The sequence below is a fragment of the Pseudomonas sp. W15Feb34 genome, assembly GCF_023127765.1.
Taxonomy (GTDB): Bacteria; Pseudomonadota; Gammaproteobacteria; order Pseudomonadales; family Pseudomonadaceae; genus Aquipseudomonas; species Aquipseudomonas synxantha_A.
In genome coordinates, this window is sequence record NZ_SPKN01000046.1 from 349,166 (window position 1) to 362,464 (window position 13,299).

Below are 13,299 nucleotides of genomic sequence, written 5' to 3' on the forward strand. Positions count from 1 at the left end.
TTACTTACTTTTGCGCTTTTCAAAAGTGAGCCGCTGTAAGAGCGGAACCAATAGTGGCCGTTACCTAAATAACGGATATGTACTCGTTCTGATCCAACATCCTGGTCGGCTGTCAGGCCGCCATCGGGAGCAAGCCCCCTCCCACATTTTTAAGCTGTGCAAGTCAATGAAACCTCACTCTGCTTTTGCAACCCGATGCCGCGTCTACCCGGCCAACGGATCTGTACTCAATCAAGAAGCCAACCATGCAAACGTCTAAATTCCGCAAAATCGGCCTCCTGGCAGCATTGGCCGTCGCCATCGGCCTGATCATCTACACCGTAAAGGCCCCCGCCGACGCCCCCCAATACCTCACCGCCACCACCGAACGCGGCGATATCGAAAACGCAGTATTGGCCACCGGCCTGCTCGAAGGCATCAAGCAGGTCGACGTCGGCGCCCAAGTCTCCGGCCAGCTCAAATCGTTGAAAGTCAAAGTCGGCGACAAGGTAAAAAAGGGCCAGTGGCTAGCCGAAATCGACCCGCTGATCCTGCAGAACACCCTGCGCAAAGCCCAGGTCGACGAAGAAAACCTCCAGGCCCAACGCCGCGCAACCGCCGCGCAGCTCAAGCAGGCCAAGTCTGTCTATGAACGCTACAAGGGTCTGCAGGCCGACGAATCGGTGTCACGCCAGGATTTCGAAGACGCCGAATCAAGCTTCCAGGTGCAGCAGGCCAACCTGCTGTCCCTGGACGCACAGATCAAAAGCGCACACATCCAGATCGACACCGCCAAGGTCAACCTGGCCTACACTCGCATCAACGCGCCCATCGACGGCGACGTAGTGGGCATCGTCACCCAGGAAGGCCAGACCGTGATCGCCAGCCAGCTCGCACCGGTACTGCTCAAGCTGGCGGACTTGGACACCATGACCGTCAAGGCCCAGGTCTCGGAAGCGGATGTGATTCATATCAGCCCCGGCCAGCAGGTGTACTTCACCATCCTCGGCGAGGCGGACAAACGCTATTACGCCAAACTGCGCGGCACTGAACCAGCCCCGCAGAACTTCCTCGAAACCCAGACCGCCGGCACCCCCAAGCAGAACACCGCGGTGTTCTATAACGCGCTGTTCGACGTGCCCAACCCTGACCACCGCCTGCGCATCGCCATGACCGCACAGGTGCGCATTGTGCTCGACACCGCCGAGGCCGCGTTGATGGTGCCGGTGGCGGCGCTGGGAGCACGCAATGCCGACGGCAGTTACCCGGTGCGGGTGCTGGATGCCAAGGGCAAAGCGGTAGAGCGCAACGTCAGGACCGGCATCAATAACAACGTCAAAGTGCAGATTCTGGATGGCCTGGCCGAGGGCGACAAGGTGGTAATCGGCGACGCCACACCCGCCGTGGCAGGGAGCTGATCCATGACTCAGCCTCTGTTGGAACTCAAGGGCATCACCCGTAGTTTTATGGCCGGCGAGCGTGAATTCATCGCGCTCAAAGGCATCGACCTGACGATTCATGCCGGGGAAATGCTGGCGATCATCGGCGCCTCGGGCTCGGGCAAATCGACCCTGATGAATATCCTTGGCGGCCTGGATTACGCCACCGCCGGCAGCTACAAGATCAATGGCATCGAAACCCGCTCCCTGGGCGATGAGCAACTGGCTGAGCTGCGCCGTGATTACTTCGGCTTTATCTTCCAGCGCTACCATTTGCTTGCTCACCTGAGCGCCTTGCACAACGTGGAAATGCCAGCGATTTATGCCGGTACTCCTGAAAGCCAGCGTCACAGTCGTGCGCGGGAGTTGCTCCAGCGGTTGGGCCTGGCGAGTCATATCTCCCACCGGCCCAGCCAGCTGTCCGGCGGGCAACAACAGCGCGTGAGTATCGCGCGGGCCCTGATGAACGGCGGCGAAGTGATCCTCGCCGACGAACCCACCGGCGCCCTCGACACCCACAGCGGCAAGGAAGTGATGCGTATCCTCGCAGAGCTGCACGCGGCCGGGCACACGGTGATCATCGTCACCCACGACCCCAAGGTCGCCGCGAATGCCCAGCGCATTGTCGAGGTGTGTGACGGTGAGATCGTCAGCGACAAGGTCAATGACAGCGTTGACCTGGAGCTGCCCAGCGAAGCGCCGATCGAGCCCAGGCGCAGCGGAGCGCGGCGCCTGGTGGCGAGCCTGGGGCTATTCAAGGAAGCCTTCAACATGGCCTGGGTGGCGCTGATTTCGCACCGCATGCGCACCTTGCTGACCATGCTCGGCATTGTGATCGGGATCACCTCGGTGGTGTCGATCTCGGCCATCGGCGAAGGCGCCAAGCGCTATGTGCTCAAGGACATCCAGGCGATCGGCAGCAACACCATCGATATCTTTTCCGGCACCAGCTTTGGTGACAGTCGCGCCTCGGCGATCCAGACGCTGATGCCCTCGGATGTGGACGCGCTGAACCAGCTGTATTACGTCGACAGCGCCACGCCGGTGGTGGGCCGCAACCTGTTGCTGCGCTTTGGCAACATCGATGTGGATGCCCAGGTCAACGGCGTCAGTGATCGCTACTTCAAGGTCAAGGGCCTCAAGCTGGAAGCCGGCATTGCCTTCAGTGAAAGCGATGCGCGACGCCAGGCCCAGGTGGTGGTGATCGACCACAACACCCGCCAGCGGCTGTTCGGGCCGAACATCGACCCGCTGGGCCAGGTGATCCTGGTGGGCAACCTGCCGTGTACGGTGATCGGCGTGACGGCGGACAACAAGAACATGTTCGCCGCCAGCAAGGCGCTGAACGTGTGGGTGCCGTATGAGACGGCGGCGGGGCGCCTGTTGGGCCAGCGTCATCTGGACAGCATCACCGTGCGCATCAAAGACGGCCAGCCGAGCAAGGTGGTGGAAGACAACGTCAACAAGCTGATGCTGCAACGTCACGGCACCAAGGACTTCTTCACCAACAACCTCGACAGCATCATGCAGACGGTGCAAAAAACCAGCCGTTCCCTGGCGCTGCTGTTGTCGTTGATTGCGGTGATTTCATTGCTGGTGGGAGGCATTGGCGTGATGAATATCATGCTGGTGTCGGTCACCGAGCGCACCCGCGAGATTGGTATCCGCATGGCGGTGGGGGCGCGCCAGTCGGATATTCGCCAGCAGTTTCTGGTGGAGGCGGTGATGGTGTGTTTGATCGGCGGGATCATCGGGATCTCGTTGTCCTACGCCATCGGTTATCTGTTTTCGCTGTTTGTGAAGGAGTGGGAAATGGTGTTTTCGGTGGGCTCGATCATTACCGCGTTTGCCTGCTCGACACTGATCGGCATTGTGTTCGGTTTTGTGCCGGCGCGAAATGCGGCGCGGTTGGACCCGATAGAGGCATTGGCAAGGGACTGATCCCTATCTGCCAATGAGGACCCCATGTGGGAGGGGGCTTGCTCCCGATAGCAATTTTTCAGTCAAAGATGTAATGGCTGATACACCGCTATCGGGAGCAAGCCCCCTCCCACAGTTTGATCTGCGTGCGCCTAGAAACGGGTGCTGTCTTGGGTCGAGTACATCCACCGCAACAACGAATGCCGCCCACTGATCCCCAGCTTGATCGCCGCGCGCTTGAGGTAGCTTTCGATGGTGTTGACCTTCAATGCCAGTTGTTCGGCCAGCTCCGGTGCGGTGCGCCCGGCCAGCAGGCCCACGCACACTTGCAGTTCACGGTTGGACAGGGTCAGCCCCGATTGCACCAGGCGCTCCTGGATGCGTCGGCGCAGGGTTTCGATGCCCTGGTGCTGTGGCACCGCCGGTGGGCTGTCCTGACGGCCAGGCTGAATCGCGGTGATGTGTTTTTCCACCATGGGCAGCAACAGCGTGGAGAAGTCCTGCAACATGCTGCGCTCTTGGGCAGAAAAACTCTGCGAGGGGTGCGAGCGGTACACCGACAGCACGTAGCGCACATCGTCCTTGTGTCGGGTGAGGTGCAATTGTGCGGCGGGTTGCTCGGCCCCCAGGGTTGCCACCGAGTCGGTGTAGACCGGGCTGATCTTGCGGCGGCTGTGGCCTTCGCTGTTGACCTGCAGCTGGGTGATATGGGTGGCGTCCACGGCCAGTTGGGTGAGGATGAGGTCATGCAGCATACGTGGGAAATGGCGGCTGCCGGTGCTGGCGATGACCTTGCCTATATGTGGGAACAGGTGTGAGTTCATCAATTCGTCCATGAGTTTCGGGTACAGGTATTGGGCGTTATAGCGGCGGGAGTCAACAAGGTAACCGCTATGAATAACCTGCACGGATAATCCTTCCCGCCGCCACCATGCTAGTACAGGCTGGCAAAGGCAGGGGGATCCAATCGATAAAATTCAGATTAAAAACGCATAACGGTAGTCGGATCCGTCCGACCACCGCCAGGATAAAAAACACTTTACGTGTAGGCGCTATCTCACAGCAGAGGGCGCTGTCGCGGCCTGACGCACCGTGTTGCGGCCGCACTTGGCCAGGGCCTGATGCACATCCGCCAACAGGTCGGCGACGTCTTCAAGCCCCACCGACAAACGCACCAGGCCCTCGCTGATACCGTGCTGCGCAAGTTGCTCGGGGGTATAGGTGGAGTGGGTCATGCTCGCCGGATGTTGCGCCAACGATTCGGCATCCCCCAGGCTGACCGCACGGGTGAACAGTTGCAGTGCGTTCATAAAGCGCCGCCCCGTCTCGATCCCGCCCTTGAGTTCAAAGGCAATCATGCCGCCGGGCAGTTTCATTTGCCGGGTCGCCAGTTCGTACTGTGGGAAGGACCGCAGCCCGGGGTAGATCACACTCTCCACGGCCGGGTGCGCCTGTAAGGCTTCGGCCAGCGCCTGGGCATTGCTGCAATGGCGGTCCATGCGCAGGGCCAGGGTCTTGAGGCCGCGCATCAGCAACGACGCGTCCTGGGGCGACATCACCGCGCCGGTCAGGTCCTTGAGCCCTTGCAGGCGAATGCGCTGTGCCAGCGCCTGGTTGCTCACCGCAATGCCTGCGGTGATGTCGCCATGGCCGCTGAGGTATTTGGTGGCCGAGTGCACCACCACATCGGCGCCCAGTTCCAGGGGCCGTTGCAGGTAGGGCGTGCAGTAGGTGTTGTCGACCACCAGGGTGACATTCGGCTGTTGATGGGCAAGCCTGGCCACGGCGGCGATGTCGATCAGGCGCAGGTTGGGGTTGGCCGGGGTTTCGCAGTAGATCATGCGGGTCGCCGGGGACAAGGCCGCTTGCAGGGCGGCCAGGTCGGTCAGGTCAACATGCCGCACCTTGATGCCGAATTCGCCGATGCCGTGGTGCAACAGAGCGAAGGTGCAGCCATACAGGGTCTGGCTGACGATCACCTCGTCGCCCGGGCGTAGCAGGGTCCAGAACGTCGCGGCAATCGCGCCCATGCCGGAGCTGAAGGCCACCGCCGCTTCACCGTTTTCCAGGGTGGCCATGCGTGATTCCAGCAGCGCCAGGGTCGGGTTGGAAATGCGCGTGTAGAAGTGGCCGCTGGCTTCGCCGGCAAAGCACGCGGCGCCGTATTCAACCGTGGGAAAGGCGAAGGTGGCCGACAGGTAAATCGGCGGTACGAGCGCGCCGTGGTGGTCCTTGGGGTCATAGCCGTGGTGAATGGCACGGGTGGAAAAGCCGCAGGTGTGGTGTTTATTGGTCATGTCGGGCGCTCCTTATTTCCTACAATGCTATGCTCATAACCACGGACGAACCTTGCAAAAACTGCTGGAAAAACCCGCGTTTGTGAATCAAACACCGATAAAAATAATGATTAGAGGCACGTTATGCCCATCAAGCTGGACCGCACCGACAAAGCCCTTTTAAACGCATTGCAGGGCAACGCCCGCCTGACCGTGGCCGAACTGGCCGAGCGGGTCGCCTTGACGACCTCACCCTGCTGGCGCCGGGTGCGCACCCTGGAGGAAAGCGGGGTGATCAGCGGCTACCAGGCGATCCTCTCGCCCAAGGCGCTGGGCTATGGGGTGACCGCGTTTGTCAGCATCATGATGGACAGCCACACCCAGGAAATCGCCCGCGCGTTCGAGCAGCGCCTGTTGGAGATTCCGGAAATCGTGGCGTGCCATAACGTGTCGGGCCGCTATGATTTTTTGCTGGAAGTGGTGGCCAAGGACCTGGAATCGTTCGGCGAGTTTGCCCGCGAAGTCTTGCAGACCTTGCCCTGCGTCAAGGAAATCTATTCGAGCTTTTCGTACAAGTCGGTGCGGCCGTTGCGGGTAATTCCGTTGCCGGGGTGAACGGCTCAAAACACCTCAATTGGCTTTTCTGTAGGAGCAAGCTTGCTCGCGAAAAACCTGAGAGCGCCGCGCTTGGGCTGTAAACCCGCGTCATCGTTGACGACCTTCGCGGGCAAGCCCGCTCCTACAGGGATTCGCGCCCGGCATGGGCATTGCTCTGCGCCACTTCATGCAACAACGCCTCAAACACCCGCTGCACCCGTGGCTCATCACTGTGGGCCACATTGAAGCGCATCGAGTCGCGATGGGCCGGGTCGTAGCCAAACAGCCCACCGGGCGCCAGCACCATGCTGCGTTTCAACGCTTCCTGGGCCAGCAATTCGCCGTTCACCCCCTTCGGCAGACGCGCCCAGATAAACATTCCGCCTTCATAGGCCATCGGCAGTTCGCAGCCGCAGCGCTTGAGCCAATGTTCGACGCGTCCACCGGCCTCCATCAGGCGTTGCACCATGCGCTTGCGATGCTTGGCATAACTGCCTTCGGTGAGCATACGGTAGACGATCTGTTCGAACAGTTCGGAGGTTACGCCGCCGCTCATCAACTTCATATTGGTGAGGTTGGCAGCCAGTTGCGGCGCGGCCACGACGTAGCTGACCCGGGTGTTGGCGCTGAGGATCTTGGAGAACCCTGACAAGTAGGTGACCTGGTCGAGCCCGGCGACGGCAGCCAGGCGCGGGGGAGGGTTGGGGTGCAGGTCGCCATACAGATCATCCTCGACGATATGGCAGTGGTATTGCTGGGTCAGCTGCAGCAGGCGAAACGCTTGGCTGGGGCTGAAGGTATGCCCGGTGGGGTTATGCAAAACGCTGGTGGTCAGGTAGAGGCTGGGGCGGTGTTCGGCCAGCAACTGTTCGAGGGCTGCGAAATCGAAACCGTCGGGGCGGCGCTCAATGGTAACGACCTTGACCCCATGCAGCGCCAGGTTGGCGTGGAAGTTGAAGTAGCACGGCGCGTCGAGCAACACCGTGTCGCCAGGTCGGGCCAGCAGGCGCATAAGCATGTCCAGGCCCTGCACAGTGTTGGGCGTGGTGATGATCTGTTCCACGGGCACCGACAAACCTTCACCGTGCAGTTTCTGTTGCAGCGCCTGGCGCAACGGCAGCAGCCCGGCTGGCGTGCCCAAGCCTGCGATGCGCAGCGTTGGCGCACGCACCACGCTGCGCATGGCCTGGCGAATCGCTTCGCCATTGAGCCACTCCTCCGGCAAGTGCCCACCGCCGGGGCGCAGTTCGCCACTGGCGGTGACCAGCGGGCGACGCAATATGCTGAGCAGGTCCTGGGGCAGCAAGTCGACCCAGGTCGCCGTTGCCGGCCGGGCGCTGTCCATCGCCACGAAGTAGCCACGGCCCTGGCTGGAGGTGAGCAAATGGCGCCCGCGCAGGCGGTCCAGCGCCTCATTGACGGTGAACTTGCTCACGCCCAGGGTCTGGGTCAATTCCCGTACCGACGGCAACTTGCTGCCCGGCGCCCATTCGCCGTTCTCGATGGCCTGGCTGAACGCCTCGACGATCTGCTGGACCTTGGGGGTGCCTTCCACAAAAGCGATGGCGGATACAAACATGACGGGACCTTATGTTTGCCGGTGATTTTACCGGTGAAGTAAGGCCGGATTAGGCATCACTTTACCTGCCTTGTGCAATGCCGCTGCCCTAGACTGCGCCGTAACCAGACCGCCAAGGCCGCCCTGGGGCGGGCGCTTGAGGCGTGTTTCTCTCCATTCAAGGTCCGCGGCCATGACAAGTGCATTAACCCTGTCTTCGTTTCTCTACTTCCTGCTGTTTTGCACCACCATGACCTTCAGCCCCGGCCCCATGACCCTGCTGTTGCTGAGCCTGGGCTTGAAGGACGGCCTGCGCAGTTCGATCCCGGCGCAGATCGGCGCCAGTGTGTCGTACCTGATTTCCATGCTGATTTTTGCCGTCGGTTTCTCGGAACTGATCAAGGGCAACCTTGCCATTACCCAGACCATCCAGTTTGTCGGGGTAGCCTATATTCTCTACCTGGCCTACAAGCAGTGGACCAACAGCGGCGTGTCGATCAACAGCGCGGGCGCCGTGGAAGGCTCGCGCAGCCTGTTTGGCAAAGGGCTATTGACCGGGTTTTCCAACCCCAAGACCATCATCATGTTCAGCGCGGTGTTCCCGCAGTTTGCTGGCGCGGGGGAGCACAGTTCGGCGGCGGACATCGCCATCCTCGGGGCGACCTTCCTGTTGCTGCAATTTGCCAGCGGGTGCCTGTATTGCTATTTCGGCCAGCGCATCAAGCATGTACTGGAAAACCCCAATCGGCGGGTGTTGTTGCAGCGGGTCACCGCAGTGCTGCTGTTGGGCGTTGCATGGATGCTGGCGCGTGGCTTTTCACACTGAAGGATTAGCGTGTAAGCAGTAGTGGCGATTTGACGTTACCCTGTTAGACTCCAGGCACTCACTCAGGATTGCACCCCACCATGCCAGCCGTAGGAGGAAAGGGACTTCCGCTTGCTTCGCGCTTGTACAAATCTCGTCTTCTGGGGCTGAGCCTCGGCTTCATCTGCGTGGTGTTTGCCATGTATCCGCTGAGTCCTTCCCTTTGGGTGTGGGCCTGGATGCTGATCAACGCTTTTGTGTGGCCGCATGTGGCTTTTCAGTTGTCTTTGCGTGCAGCCCATACCCTGCGCAGTGAGCGCCGTAGCCTGTTGTTCGATTCTTTTTGCGGCGGGTTTTGGGTCGGCGCGATGCACTTCAACCCACTGCCCAGCGTCACCACCCTGTCGATGATGACCATGAACAACGTGGCCATCGGTGGCACGCGCTTTATGCTGGCGGGGTGGGCGGCGCAGGCGCTGGGGCTGGGCGCGGCGCTGCTGATTTTTGCGCCTGGTTTTATCGCCGTGACCACCCAGGCCCAGTTGTATGCCTGCCTGCCGATCCTGATGCTGTATCCCCTGGTGCTGGGCTGGATCTGCTACCGCCAGGCCGTGACCCTGGCCCGGCACAAGCGTGAGCTGTTGGCCTTGAGCCGCACCGACAGCTTGTCCGGCCTGCTCAACCACGGTGCCTGGAAAGACCACCTGGACATCGAGTTCCAACGCTGCCGCCGAAACCAGGCGGGCGCCGCCATCGCGCTGATTGATATCGACCACTTCAAGACCATCAACGACACCTACGGCCACGTGACCGGCGATATCGTCCTGCGCCAATTGAGCAAAGTGCTGCGCCAGAACCTGCGCGCCACCGATCTGGCCGGGCGTTATGGCGGCGATGAGTTCTGCGTGATCCTGCCGGACATGCCCCTCAATCGCGCCACCGAAGTGATGGAGGCCTTGCGCGATCGCTTCAACGCCTTGGCCTATGCCCAGGACCCGGCATTGCGCGTCAGCTTGAGTATCGGCCTGGCGCCGTACCAGCCGACCCACGCTGACTCCATCGGTTGGCTCAACGATGCCGACCAGGCGTTGTACGAAGCCAAGAGCAGCGGGCGCAACCGGGTGAACGCCGTGCAGGAGGGTTGGTTGCGGTCGGTCTAGTGAGATAGGGTGTGGGGAGCCCATTCCAACAAAAAAGGATCGCTCCATGCTCTTCACTTTCCCGCGTACCCTGCTGGCCGCCACCCTGGCGTTGTCCTTCGTCATGCCGGCCTACAGCGCCGAACCTCACAAGCAGATCCAGGCGGATGCCGAGCAGTACAAGGCCCAGGCCCTGAAGCTGTTGGAGCGCCTGGTAAATATCGACTCGGGGTCAGGTTACGAGCCGGGCCTGACCCAAGTGCGTGACATCGCCGTGGATGAGTTGAAGCAATTGGGGTTCAGCATTGAATTGGTACCGGACAAGGCGGCCAATAACAGCCACGTGGTTGCCACCCTCAAAGGCACCGGCAAGGCCAGGATCCTGCTGATGGCGCACATGGACACTGTCTTCAAGGAAGGCTCGGCCGCCGAGCGCCCGTTCCACATCAAGGATGGTCGTGCCTATGGTCCCGGCGTGATGGATGACAAGGGCGGCATCGTCGCCGGCATCTACGCGCTGAAAGTCCTGAAAAACCAGGGCTTCAAGGACTACGCACAGATCACCTTCCTGCTCGACGCCAGCGAAGAAACCGGCTCTGAGGCTGCCTCGGAACTGATCCGTAAAACCGCCAAGGGCCATGACGTGACCCTCAACCTGGAACCCGGCCGCCCAGCGGACGGCCTGGTGGTATGGCGCAAAGGCAGCGCGACCGCGGTGGTCGAAGTCAAAGGCAAGTCCGCCCACGCCGGCGTCGCCCCGGAACTGGGACGCAACGCCGCCATGGAGGCCGCACACCAGATCCTGCAACTGGGCAAGCTCGGTGATGAAGAGAAGAAGACCACCATCAACTTCACCGTGCTCAAATCCGGTGACCGCACTAACGTTATCCCCGACCAGGCCACTGCCAAGGCCGACGTACGTGCGGCGGTGCCCGAAGAGTTCGATCGAATCGAGAAGGATCTGGCGCGGGTATCAGCCAACAAGTTGATCCCCGACACAGAAGTGAAAACCAGCCTGCAACGTGGTTTGCCACCAATGCCGCAAACGGCCGAATCGGATAAGTTGGTGGCGATCGCCCAAGGTATTTATGGCGAGCTGGGGCGCAAATTGACCATCGAAGGCAGTGGCGGCGCGGCAGATGCCAGCTTGTCGGCCGGGGTAGGGACGCCGACGTTGGATGGGTTTGGGATTGTGGGGGGCAATATCCACACGGCGGAGGAATATGCCGAGGTGGAGAGCGTGGCGCCGCGGGTTTATCTGTTGAGCCGGATGATTATGGAGCTGGCCAAGCGCTGATCGGAGCGTTGGATTGAAGCACTGAAGAGATTCAAATGTGGGAGGGGGCTTGCTCCCGATGGCGGTGGATCAGCTTGCATATGCTTTGGCTGACCCACTGCTATCGGGGGCAAGCCCCCTCCCACATTGGATATTCAGTGTGGTCAAGATTCGGGTCACCATGTGGCAGGGTCTTCGAGGCTGGCTTTTTGGAGGTCTTCTTTCCAGACCTCCTGAGCGATAATATATATGCCCTTTAAAAAGCCTCTCGGGTCATGCAGCTCGTACCACTCTGCTCTCGGCCAAGATCCGGCTTCATCTTCGCCTATCTCAAATAAGCTCTTAAAGTTATAGTTTTGGTCGTTCAATTTGGCCTTTAGGCTCTCAATTAAAACGTATTTGTGTCGGTACGAAAGATAGCTCAAATTTAAAGCGTATTTTTTTATGAGCTCTTCTCTATCAGCTTTTTTGTTTGGATCATATTGCTCTAGCTCTGTGCCAAGCTCTTGCTCACGATCATAAATATCAAAAACCCCAATAAACCACATTAGGCTAGGATCAAACGGCTCATTTAAGAAAGGGTCTTTTAACATTATTTTTTCTCGGCAGGAAACGCGGTAAAAGGTCGAGTTGTATTTTGTTTATCAAACTTTACTTCAAACCAGTTCATATTTTCGTTGAGGTGGGGGTTTTGAGCATTTTTCTTGTTTGGTCTATATCCTCGGCCTGCTCCTGGCAATTCCAGCCTCAGTGTAGGGTTTTTATTGTGATCTTGACCATTGAATTGCTCAAGACCTAAAGATTTACGTGTCAGCGCTTTGTTCAAGGCGTTAAGTTGCATTTTCCAACTATGAAACTGAGAGCTTAAATTGCCTTTTCCGTCTGGCTTGGGCAGTCCGGTAATTGGATCTGTTCCGTCAATAGCCCTCTGCTTCAATGCTGTATCAGTTATTTCAGGTCCGTGTTTGGTAACAGTGTGCATATCATATTTTTCTTCAATTTCCAGTACACGGCGCTTTGCGTTCGCTTCGCTCAGCTTTTGTATTTTAGCCCGTCTATGCTCCCCAGTTGGTTGAGGCACTGAGGGCTGCCCCTCATCAACTCGTGCCCTTGCTATTGGACTTTCAGTCCCGACTGTTGATTTACACCCATTACTACCCGGACATGTGTTTAGACCTAGCGGGTCCACCCATCCCGTAGGATTCGGTACGTACTGGTACGCGTTGATCCCACCCGCCAGCTTCACCGGATCCGGCGTCAGGTAACGTCCAATATCCGGATTGTAGTAGCGATGGCGGTTGTAATGCAGGCCGCTTTCCGGATCGAAATACTGACCTTGGAAGCGCAGCGGGTTGTCGATTTTGCCCACGTCGAGCCGGGCGATCTGGCCGTAGGCGCGGTAGTGAGCTGACCAGACGATTTCGCCCTCGGTGTCGGTCAGTTCTTGCGGTGTGCCGAGGTGGTCGAGTTGGTAGTGGTAGGCCTTGGTCTCTTTTGGGCCGAAACCTTCCAACAGTGCCAGTGGCCGGAAGCTGTCGGGTTCGTAGAGGTAGCTGCGATGACGCTCTGCATGGTGCTCGGCAATCAGCTTGTCGCCTTGCCAGAAAAACTCGGTGGTCTTGCCCTCCACGGTCTTGCTGACACGTCGCCCAAACGGGTCATAGCGATAACTAGCGGTTTCGCCGTTCGGTTTTGTGATTTTTATTAACCGGTGCTGGCAGTCGTAGCGGTATTCAGTGACGAGTTGATGGCCTTTGCCGCGTCGTTCGCGGATGAGGTTGCCGAAGGCGTCGTAGTCGTAGTGACGGTCACCCTGAATCACCAGGCGGTTCGCTGCGACGATGTCCGGCCCCGGGCGGTCTTGCATGAGCAGGTTTCCCGCCGGGTTATGGCCGAAGCGTTCCTGCACGTCCTGCGAATGATCGGCGCGGGTCAGGCGGGCAAGGGGGTCGTAGTGATAGTCGTGCTGGCCTTTGCGGGTGTCGTGCAGGCGCGCGAGGTTGCCGGATTTGTCGTAGTCGTACTGGCGCTGGTAAAGGTAATTTTCCTGCTGTGTGACGGCGTGGGCGTGTAGGCGGTTCTGGTCGTCGTAGTGATAGTGGCTGAGCAGTTGACCTTGTTGGCGTTGGTGTTCACGACCGGCACGAAAGAGGTGCGAGGTCAGCAGCGCACCATTCAATTCCACCGTAGCGAGGTGGCCGCCTTTGTCGTGGTTGAAGGTGACGCGGTTGTTGTCCGGCAGACGCAGATTTTTCAACTGGCCGCAGGCGTCGTAGCCGTAGCGCAAGGTGCCCCAGCCTTGGTGTTCGG

At 59.5% G+C, this 13,299-nt stretch carries 11 protein-coding genes and 1 pseudogene; 6 read left to right on the forward strand and 6 right to left on the reverse strand.

Translation table 11 applies throughout. The features are described from left to right. Nucleotides 1–245 precede the first annotated feature (245 nt). Nucleotides 246–1,397: a macrolide transporter subunit MacA gene (macA, locus tag E4O97_RS25025; protein WP_005788987.1), complete on the forward strand. Its 1,152-nt coding sequence runs from the start codon at nucleotides 246–248 to the stop codon at nucleotides 1,395–1,397. A 3-nt stretch (nucleotides 1,398–1,400) separates the two neighbouring features. Then, complete coding sequence (locus E4O97_RS25030; RefSeq protein ID WP_032880741.1) at nucleotides 1,401–3,359, forward strand: MacB family efflux pump subunit; 1,959 nt, start codon at nucleotides 1,401–1,403, stop codon at nucleotides 3,357–3,359. A 131-nt stretch (nucleotides 3,360–3,490) separates the two neighbouring features. Here the strand turns inward: E4O97_RS25030 and E4O97_RS25035 are convergent, their stop codons facing one another. Together E4O97_RS25035 and E4O97_RS25040 are read right to left on the reverse strand one after the other, a co-directional pair. Next, nucleotides 3,491–4,162, reverse strand: a complete 672-nt coding sequence (locus E4O97_RS25035) for a helix-turn-helix transcriptional regulator (protein WP_177327439.1) — start codon at nucleotides 4,160–4,162, stop codon at nucleotides 3,491–3,493. Between the two features lie 228 nt (nucleotides 4,163–4,390). After that, entirely contained in the window at nucleotides 4,391–5,635 is a 1,245-nt protein-coding gene (locus tag E4O97_RS25040) for a methionine gamma-lyase (RefSeq protein WP_032880742.1), read from the reverse strand. A gap of 123 nt (nucleotides 5,636–5,758) precedes the next feature. Here E4O97_RS25040 and E4O97_RS25045 point away from each other — a divergent pair, with 123 nt between their 5' ends. Further along, on the forward strand, nucleotides 5,759–6,229 hold the full coding sequence (locus tag E4O97_RS25045; protein WP_005788981.1) for an Lrp/AsnC family transcriptional regulator: 471 nt from the start codon (nucleotides 5,759–5,761) through the stop codon (nucleotides 6,227–6,229). A 29-nt stretch (nucleotides 6,230–6,258) separates the two neighbouring features. Here E4O97_RS25045 and E4O97_RS27580 read toward each other — a convergent pair. Then, nucleotides 6,259–6,363: pseudogene (locus E4O97_RS27580) on the reverse strand (outer membrane lipoprotein carrier protein LolA); the annotation flags it as partial. Next, entirely contained in the window at nucleotides 6,354–7,790 is a 1,437-nt protein-coding gene (locus tag E4O97_RS25050; RefSeq protein ID WP_248132713.1) for a PLP-dependent aminotransferase family protein, read from the reverse strand. The gene E4O97_RS25050 and the pseudogene E4O97_RS27580, both read right to left, overlap by 10 nt. A 172-nt stretch (nucleotides 7,791–7,962) precedes the next feature. Here E4O97_RS25050 and E4O97_RS25055 point away from each other — a divergent pair, with 172 nt between their 5' ends. The 3 genes from E4O97_RS25055 (at nucleotide 7,963) to E4O97_RS25065 (ending at nucleotide 11,010) form a co-directional block, all read left to right on the forward strand. Then, nucleotides 7,963–8,595, forward strand: a complete 633-nt coding sequence (locus E4O97_RS25055; protein ID WP_078821562.1) for a LysE family translocator — start codon at nucleotides 7,963–7,965, stop codon at nucleotides 8,593–8,595. An 80-nt stretch (nucleotides 8,596–8,675) separates the two neighbouring features. After that, a complete protein-coding gene (locus tag E4O97_RS25060) occupies nucleotides 8,676–9,734 on the forward strand; it encodes a diguanylate cyclase (protein WP_078821561.1) in 1,059 nt (352 codons plus the stop codon). A gap of 46 nt (nucleotides 9,735–9,780) precedes the next feature. Continuing rightward, on the forward strand, nucleotides 9,781–11,010 hold the full coding sequence (locus tag E4O97_RS25065) for a M20/M25/M40 family metallo-hydrolase (RefSeq protein WP_032880746.1): 1,230 nt from the start codon (nucleotides 9,781–9,783) through the stop codon (nucleotides 11,008–11,010). 155 nt (nucleotides 11,011–11,165) lie between these two features. Here E4O97_RS25065 and E4O97_RS25070 read toward each other — a convergent pair whose 3' ends face one another. Both E4O97_RS25070 and E4O97_RS25075 read right to left on the reverse strand, forming a co-directional pair. After that, nucleotides 11,166–11,582, reverse strand: a complete 417-nt coding sequence (locus E4O97_RS25070; RefSeq protein ID WP_177464480.1) for a hypothetical protein — start codon at nucleotides 11,580–11,582, stop codon at nucleotides 11,166–11,168. Continuing rightward, nucleotides 11,582–13,299: RHS repeat-associated core domain-containing protein (locus tag E4O97_RS25075; RefSeq protein WP_248162546.1), on the reverse strand; the 1,718-nt coding region annotated here is incomplete at its 5' end. The genes E4O97_RS25070 and E4O97_RS25075, both read right to left, overlap by 1 nt.

Bases quoted from the DNA above. Each gene is read 5' to 3' on its own strand.
- macA (WP_005788987.1), top strand. From the start codon at position 246: ATGCAAACGTCTAAATTCCGCAAAATCGGCCTCCTGGCAGCATTGGCC.
- E4O97_RS25030 (WP_032880741.1), top strand. From the start codon at position 1,401: ATGACTCAGCCTCTGTTGGAACTCAAGGGCATCACCCGTAGTTTTATG.
- E4O97_RS25035 (WP_177327439.1), bottom strand. From the start codon at position 4,162: ATGAACTCACACCTGTTCCCACATATAGGCAAGGTCATCGCCAGCACC.
- E4O97_RS25040 (WP_032880742.1), bottom strand. From the start codon at position 5,635: ATGACCAATAAACACCACACCTGCGGCTTTTCCACCCGTGCCATTCAC.
- E4O97_RS25045 (WP_005788981.1), top strand. From the start codon at position 5,759: ATGCCCATCAAGCTGGACCGCACCGACAAAGCCCTTTTAAACGCATTG.
- E4O97_RS25050 (WP_248132713.1), bottom strand. From the start codon at position 7,790: ATGTTTGTATCCGCCATCGCTTTTGTGGAAGGCACCCCCAAGGTCCAG.
- E4O97_RS25055 (WP_078821562.1), top strand. From the start codon at position 7,963: ATGACAAGTGCATTAACCCTGTCTTCGTTTCTCTACTTCCTGCTGTTT.
- E4O97_RS25060 (WP_078821561.1), top strand. From the start codon at position 8,676: ATGCCAGCCGTAGGAGGAAAGGGACTTCCGCTTGCTTCGCGCTTGTAC.
- E4O97_RS25065 (WP_032880746.1), top strand. From the start codon at position 9,781: ATGCTCTTCACTTTCCCGCGTACCCTGCTGGCCGCCACCCTGGCGTTG.
- E4O97_RS25070 (WP_177464480.1), bottom strand. From the start codon at position 11,582: ATGTTAAAAGACCCTTTCTTAAATGAGCCGTTTGATCCTAGCCTAATG.